Origin of the sequence: Loktanella sp. DJP18 (genome assembly GCF_049310965.1) — a bacterium.
Taxonomy (GTDB): domain Bacteria; phylum Pseudomonadota; class Alphaproteobacteria; order Rhodobacterales; family Rhodobacteraceae; genus Loktanella.
In genome coordinates this window covers 1-6,873 of sequence record NZ_JBMERN010000159.1, presented here as the reverse complement: position 1 = coordinate 6,873, position 6,873 = coordinate 1, and the positions used below count along the sequence as shown (strand labels likewise).

The 6,873-nt window shown below is 59.5% G+C and carries 5 protein-coding genes and 2 pseudogenes; all 7 read left to right on the top strand.

Annotated elements, in window-relative coordinates:
* Positions 1-251: 251 nt before the first annotated feature.
* Positions 252-1,703 carry an amidase gene (locus tag ACOI1H_RS22475; RefSeq protein ID WP_422440332.1) on the top strand — a complete coding sequence of 484 codons (1,452 nt, stop codon included), beginning with the start codon at positions 252-254 and terminating at the stop codon, positions 1,701-1,703.
* A 52-nt stretch (positions 1,704-1,755) separates the two neighbouring features.
* On the top strand, positions 1,756-2,838 hold the full coding sequence (locus ACOI1H_RS22470) for an ABC transporter ATP-binding protein (protein ID WP_422440330.1): 1,083 nt from the start codon (positions 1,756-1,758) through the stop codon (positions 2,836-2,838).
* Positions 2,835-3,743 carry an ABC transporter permease gene (locus ACOI1H_RS22465; RefSeq protein ID WP_422440328.1) on the top strand — a complete coding sequence of 303 codons (909 nt, stop codon included), beginning with the start codon at positions 2,835-2,837 and terminating at the stop codon, positions 3,741-3,743. Before ACOI1H_RS22470 ends, ACOI1H_RS22465 begins: the two co-directional genes overlap by 4 nt.
* Positions 3,736-4,539: an ABC transporter permease gene (locus tag ACOI1H_RS22460; RefSeq protein WP_422440326.1), complete on the top strand. Its 804-nt coding sequence runs from the start codon at positions 3,736-3,738 to the stop codon at positions 4,537-4,539. The genes ACOI1H_RS22465 and ACOI1H_RS22460 overlap by 8 nt, the downstream gene beginning before the upstream one ends.
* Before the next feature lie 22 nt (positions 4,540-4,561).
* Entirely contained in the window at positions 4,562-5,581 is a 1,020-nt protein-coding gene (locus ACOI1H_RS22455) for an extracellular solute-binding protein (protein WP_422440325.1), read from the top strand.
* A 212-nt stretch (positions 5,582-5,793) separates the two neighbouring features.
* A pseudogene (locus ACOI1H_RS22450) lies at positions 5,794-6,009 on the top strand (transposase); the annotation flags it as partial.
* Positions 6,005-6,301, top strand: a pseudogene (locus tag ACOI1H_RS22445) (transposase); the annotation flags it as partial. The pseudogenes ACOI1H_RS22450 and ACOI1H_RS22445, both read left to right, overlap by 5 nt.
* Positions 6,302-6,873: the final 572 nt, after the last annotated feature.

The window sequence follows — 6,873 nt, the reverse complement described above, 5'->3', positions numbered from 1 at the left end:
TTATGCTATCAAAGGAGCGGCACCAAACCGCGACAAGACCACTGTGACCCCCACAACCATTGCAATCAGGATTGCCATTTTTCTTAACGCCACAACTTCCAGTTCAACCGTGCCGCTGCTCTTTCCGAGTGTCGCCAACTTTATTCAGCATAGGTTTTGTCATTTGACGGCAAACTGACACTGGGTCGAATCAGACCGACTGCGGCTCCCAAGGGGCGGCTTGCCACTGTCTTCCGACAACAGGAGATTACATGTTTTCATATTATGATAGCTATGATGCCATCGGTCTGGCCGACCTTGTGACTCGCGGTGACGTGACTCCGACGGAACTTCTGGAGACCGCACTGGCCCGGACCGCCGCCGTCAATGACACAATCATTGCCGTCGTCAACATAAAAGAGGACGTTGCCCGCGCACGAATTGCCGCCGGACTGCCGGACGGACCGCTGCGGGGCGTTCCGTTTCTGCTTAAGGATCTGGGGTGCGAGGCAGTAGATTACCCCTGCCATGTCGGATCACGCCTGTTTCGCAACACGACCTACAGCCGCAACTCTGCCATGTTCGACCGGCTGGCCGGGGCGGGTCTTGTGCCCTTTGGCCGCACGACGGCTCCCGAAATGGGCATCGGCACCGCGACCGAGGCCGTCGTCTATGGTGGCCCGACACGAAACCCATGGGATCTGTCGCGCACCCCCGGCGGATCGTCGGGCGGTGCTGCAGCGGCGGTGGCCGCGGGCATTGTTCCGGCGGCGCACGGGTCCGATGGCGGAGGATCTGTCCGGGTGCCTGCCTCGAATTGCGGGCTGTTCGGTTTCAAGGCAACACGCGCGCGCCTGCCGGATGGCCCCTACGCTGGCGAAGGCTGGGCGGGCATGGCAATAGAGGGCTTCCTGACGCGTAGCGTGCGAGACACAGCTCTGCTGACCGATATTTGTGCTGGGCCGGATCTTGGCGCACCCTACGCGGCGCCGCCATTGTCGGGCCCCTTCATGCAGGTCATCCAGACCTCGCTGCAGCAGCCCCTGCGCATCGCCCTGTGCGACACGACCCTAACCGGAGAGGCGATCAGCACGACCTGCCGAGACGCCGTGCACGACGCTGCGCGCCTGTTGGCGGACATGGGCCATCACGTAACACCCGCCCGACCAGCGCAGGCCAATACCATAGCGATGATGCACGCCTGGACCGACATCGTCGCCTGCGGCACCGCCGAGTCGGTGCAGGCCAAACTGCGCAAGCTGGGCCGGCCCTTGGCCGCGGATGACATTGAAGGCGTTACTCGCGGCGCACTGGATCATGCCGCCACGATCAGTGGCGCAGACTACATTGCCTGCATCGACACGATCCATGCCTACGGTCGGCAGATGGCCGCGTTTTTTCAGGATTACGACATCCTGTTGACGCCGACACTGGCTGAGCCGTCCGCCGTGATCGGTCACCTGTCCCACGACACCACAGATTACGTAGGCTACCGCATGGACCGTGTGTTTCCCAATTCGCCCTTTGCTGCGGCCTTCAATGCAAGCGGCCAACCCGCCGCTTCGGTGCCTCTGGTGTGGTCTGAAGGTCTGCCCATCGGCATCCATCTGGCCGCGCGCTTCGGGGCGGACGAGGTTCTGATGGCACTCTGCGCGGATCTGGAACGTGCACGCCCATGGTTTGGGCGGCGGCCACCAAAAATAGCGGACGATGGCCGCCATTGACTTTTAATGCGCGGGGCATTTGGCTTTGATCACGACAAAGCGAGGGTAATACATGACCGACGACATCGCCGTGGAGGCCCGTGACTCTGGCAAGGTTTATGGCCAGGGGGCAGGTGCCGTGACCGCGTTGGATGGCATATCTCTGACGATACGCAAAGCAGAGTTCTTCACCCTGCTGGGTCCCTCTGGCTGCGGCAAGACGACCTTGTTGAAACTGATCGCAGGGTTCGAAAGCCCGACGACCGGGCAGATCCTGCTAGATGGGAACGATATTACATTTGATCCGCCCAACAAGCGCCCAATCAATACAGTGTTCCAGTCCTACGCCCTGTTTCCGCACCTGTCAGTAGCCGAAAACATCGGATTCGGACTGAAAATGTTGGGCCGCCCGAAGGCAGAGATCGCCGACACCGTCACGCGGATGCTTGCCCTTGTACGGCTGGACAAGATGGCAGACCGCAAACCGGGACAGCTGTCCGGCGGCCAGCAGCAGCGCGTGGCGTTGGCCCGAGCGCTCGCACCCGCGCCCAGGGTGCTGCTGCTGGACGAGCCGTTGTCTGCGCTGGACCTGCAGTTGCGCAAAGAGATGCAGATCGAGCTGAAGCGGCTTCAGGTCGAAACCGGAATTACTTTTATCTTCGTCACCCACGACCAAGAAGAGGCCCTGACCATGTCCGACCGGATCGGTGTCATGCATGCCGGGCATCTGCTGCAGGTCGGCGATCCGCGCACGATCTACACCCGGCCCGCAAACCGCTTCGTCGCGTCCTTCATCGGCGAGTCGAATTTCCTGACCGGCACGCTGGACGGCGACCTCCTGACGCTGGATGCAGGCCCATGCCTGACCGTGGAGCATGGTCCCGATGCTCCCAAAACAGGCAAGGTCACCGCCGCTATCCGCCCGGAACAGATCCGCATCACCAGCACCACGCTGGGCGACGGCATACCTGCCACGGTCACGCATACCGTGTATTTTGGCACCGATACCCATTGCCTCGTAGCGTTAAACGACGGGACGGAAATCACCGTCCGCCTGCAAAGTCCCGCGTCCGGCGACGTGGGCCTGCGTCCAGGATCAGAGGTCACGCTGAAGTTCGAACCCGGTGCACTGATTGTGCTGCCGGAGGCCGCATGAGCGCCGACCCCAAGGCTCGCGCAGAGGTCCGGCGCGGCTGGCTGTTGTCGGCCCCGGCTTTGGTTCTGCTGGCGGTAGGTGCCACCGGCCCGCTGTTTATCATGCTGGTCTATTCGTTTCTCGAACCCGGGCAATACGGCAACGTCGAATGGGTGCTGTCGTTCAAGGCCTGGTTCAACGTCATCATGCAGCGCGACATTTTCGAAGGTACGCTGACCTTTGCCGATGCGCATCTGTCGATTTTCTGGCGCTCCGTCAAACTGGCGCTGCTTACCACACTGTTTGCGTTCCTTACGGGCTTTCCGACCGCATGGTTCATCGCCACCCGCAGTCCGGGGCTGCGCACGGGGCTGCTTTTCCTGATCACAATTCCGTTCTGGACCAACCTGCTGATCCGTACCTTCGCGATCAACCAAATCATCCGTAACGAAGGGTTCCTGAACACCTTCCTGCTGTGGACCGGCGTGATCGGCCAACCCATCGTGATGCTCTACACTGATTTTGCGGTCTTCGTCGGTATGACCTATGTCTATTTGCCGCTGATGGTCCTGCCGCTGTTCGCGGCCATCGACCGGTTCGACATGCGCCTGTTGCAGGCGGGCTACGATCTGTATGCCAGCCGTTGGCAGTTGCTGCGCCATGTTATCGTACCAATTGTCAAACCGGGCATAATCTCTGGCTCGATCCTCGTCTTCATCCCCGCGTTGGGGGCGTACGTCACACCCCGCATCCTGGGCGGCGGGCGCAACATGATGATCGGCAATTTCATCGAATTGCAGTTCGGGCAGGGGCGCAACTGGCCCCTTGGCGCGGCCCTGTCCGTGGTGCTGCTAGTAATCGTCAGCTGTGCGCTGATCGTCTATACGCGCTTCGCGACCGGTGGCGAGGACAAGTCCCATGACTGATCGCACCTTCGCTATCGCCCGTCTGCCGGGGTTCGCCTCCATCGCGGTGACCGTGTTCATCCTGCTGTATCTGCCGATCGCGATGCTGGTCGTATTTTCGTTCAACGCTGGTGACAGCGTTGCGATCTGGGAAGGCTTCTCGTTGCGCTGGTATCCCGAGGCCTGGCAGAACGAGGCGGTGAAGCAAGCCACGCTACGGTCACTGCAAATCGCCACCTCCGCCGCGATCATCGCCACTGCCGTCGCGACGATGGCCGCTCTTGGCACTACGCGGAGGCGGCAGACAAAAGGGCAAAGCTTCGTCTACCTAATGATCAATCAACCGCTGATGGTGCCGGAAATCGTTACCGCCGTCGCACTGCTGATATTTTTTTCCTCAATTAAGGTCGCGACCGGCTATCAGGGCCTCGGCTATCTGGTTGTGGCTCACGCAGCTTTTTGTACGCCTTTTGCCTACTTGCCTATCCGCGCAAGGCTAGCAGGGATGGACCTGAGCCTGGAGACCGCAAGTGCTGACCTCTATGCAACACGTTGGCAGACGTTCCGCTATGTTACTCTGCCTCTGGTCATGCCAGGGGCCATCGCCGGATTGATGTTGGCGTTCGTCACTTCGCTGGACAACGTCGTCATCACGCTGTTTGTCAAATCCGCCGGGCAGGATACGCTGCCGACGTACATGCTGGCACAGATCAGGCGGTCGGTCAGCGCAGAGGTCAACGCGATCTCGACCCTGCTGCTGTTGCTAACGGTGGTCCTGTTGACCGCCTTCTTCCTGATAACGCGAAAACGCACCTGAACGACCAACAAGGAGAGATACAATGATGAAACTGCTATCCACCGTCGCCATCCTCTGCGCGGGCGCCGCCCATGCCGAAGGCGAACTGCAACTCTATAACTGGGGCGACTACACCAGCGCCGAGCTGCTGACCAAGTTCGAGGAAGAGACCGGTATCAAGGTCACCGTCACCGACTACGACTCCAATGATACGGCGCTGGCCAAGGTCGAGGCGGGCGGCCACGGATTCGACCTCGTCGTGCCCTCGGCCAACTATATCCCGATCTGGCGCGAGAAGGGTCTGATCCAGGAACTCGACCTGTCGAAGCTGAGCAATCACGGCAACATCGCGCCGCAGTGGGTGGACGTGGCCTTCGATCCGGGCCGCAAATTCTCGATCCCGTGGCAGATCGGCGCGACGGGCATCGCAGTGAACAGCGACGCCTACGAGGGCGACATCAACACCAGCGCGATCTTCCTCGACACGCCCGAGGAACTGGTCGGTAAGGTCAATGTCACTCCGGAAATGAACGACATCGTGTCACTGGCTCTTTGGTACGTCGGCGGGGAGCCCTGCACAGAGGACACCGAAAAGCTGAAGGCCGCCCGTGACGTGTTGATTGCGGCCAAGCCGAATTGGCAGTCGATGGACTACGGCATGTCCGAAAAACTGGCGGCGAACGATACTATGGCGTCAGTCTACTGGAACGGTGCCGTGTTTCGCGCGGCGCTGGAAAATGACAAGGTAAAGTTCGGCTATCCACAGGAAGGCTTCCCGCTGTTCATGGATTCCGTAGCACTGCTGTCGGACGCGCAGAACGTCGACGAGGCCTACCAGTTCCTCAACTTCATCATGGTTCCGGAAAACGCGGCGCTAATTTCCGAATACGCCCGTTACGCCAACGGCATTACCGGGTCTGAAGAATTTATGGGTGAGGCAATGAAAACGTCTCCGATGGTCAACATTCCACCCGAATTGGCCGCAGCAGGGAAGTTCCTGCCGACCTGTTCGGCGAAGTCTCTCGAATATTACACCGCGATTTGGACGGAACTGCAGAAGTAGCGATTAGAATTTGATCCTGCATCAGTTGCACATAGGTCAGATGTAGGTTGTTAAGCTTGCCGGAGTGCAGATCATCTGGCTCTGGCAAGCCCTAAGGGAACGTCTAAAAAAACTCCCGCTTTTAGCGTGATCTGGTAATCTTGGGCATCCCTGCAAGGAGCCCATAGGATGCCGAAGCAACCTGCATTTCTTGGCCTTCGCGATGCGATGCGATGAAGAAGAAGCAGACGCGGCGCGAGGTGTTCCTGTCCGAGATTGAGGCAGTAGTCCCTTGGGGTCGGTTGCTGGGGTTGATCACACCACATTATCCGAAGACCGGCCCGAAGGGCGGGCACCCACCGATGCCGCTGGAGACCATGCTGCGCGTCTACTTCCTCCAGAACTGGTATGCCTTAAGCGACCCGATGGCGGAGAAGATGCCCTATGACAGATGAACGCGAGGCCGATGTTCTGGCCTATATGGCCTTCCCGGCCCAGCACCGCAACAAGCTACACAGCACGAACCCACTTGAGCGCCTGAACAAAGAGGTGAAGCGCCGAGCTGATGTCGTGGCGATCTTTCCGAACCAGCAGTCGATCATCCGACTGGTCGGCGCAGTTTTGTTTGATCAGAACGACGACCGGCAAGGCCAGCACCGCTACATGCTGGTGGAGGCATTCAGCCTCATCGACGCCGCTCAGGTCGACTTGCTTCTTGGCATTTCAACACAGGCCGCCTGACCGATGTCCGCGAATGGCCATACCCGAATTTACACCAGCTTGACGGACGCTACCGACAGAGGTTGAGTAGAAAGGTTTGCCTAATGATTTGTGAGCGCCAAACGCAGATTGATGTGCGTCACTTAGGCCGAGATCTGCCACGCGGAATGCGGCTCATCTCCCAGTGGGTGCGGATCACCACCACACCTTGTCACTTCGGGGGTGTCCGGTATTGGTTCCTTTGTCCCAGCTGTGGTCGCCGCTGCGCCATCTTGTACCCGCAGGTCTGTCGTATTTGCGCGGACGGTCGCTACGAAGTCGAACTTCTCAGCCCCGAACACCGGAAAATTACGAGAGCAATCCGCCTGCGCAGAAGGCTTGGTCCGACTGAGAACGGGGTGGTTGGACGGTTTCCGCCAAAACCCAAATGGATGCGTTGGCATACCTACTTGAACCTCCGATCTAAGAGTGAGGCGCTTGAGAAAAAGGTATGGACAACGGCCAGTGCCCGGCTTGTCGATGCGCGTCCCGCAGTCTGATGTCGCGGGGCCAAAAAAGCATCGTAACCTCAGGCGGTCAGCGCAGAAACTATA

Coding starts and splice junctions, on each gene's coding strand:
- ACOI1H_RS22460 (WP_422440326.1), top strand. CDS start 3,736: ATGACTGATCGCACCTTCGCTATCGCCCGTCTGCCGGGGTTCGCCTCC.
- ACOI1H_RS22475 (WP_422440332.1), top strand. CDS start 252: ATGTTTTCATATTATGATAGCTATGATGCCATCGGTCTGGCCGACCTT.
- ACOI1H_RS22470 (WP_422440330.1), top strand. CDS start 1,756: ATGACCGACGACATCGCCGTGGAGGCCCGTGACTCTGGCAAGGTTTAT.
- ACOI1H_RS22465 (WP_422440328.1), top strand. CDS start 2,835: ATGAGCGCCGACCCCAAGGCTCGCGCAGAGGTCCGGCGCGGCTGGCTG.
- ACOI1H_RS22455 (WP_422440325.1), top strand. CDS start 4,562: ATGATGAAACTGCTATCCACCGTCGCCATCCTCTGCGCGGGCGCCGCC.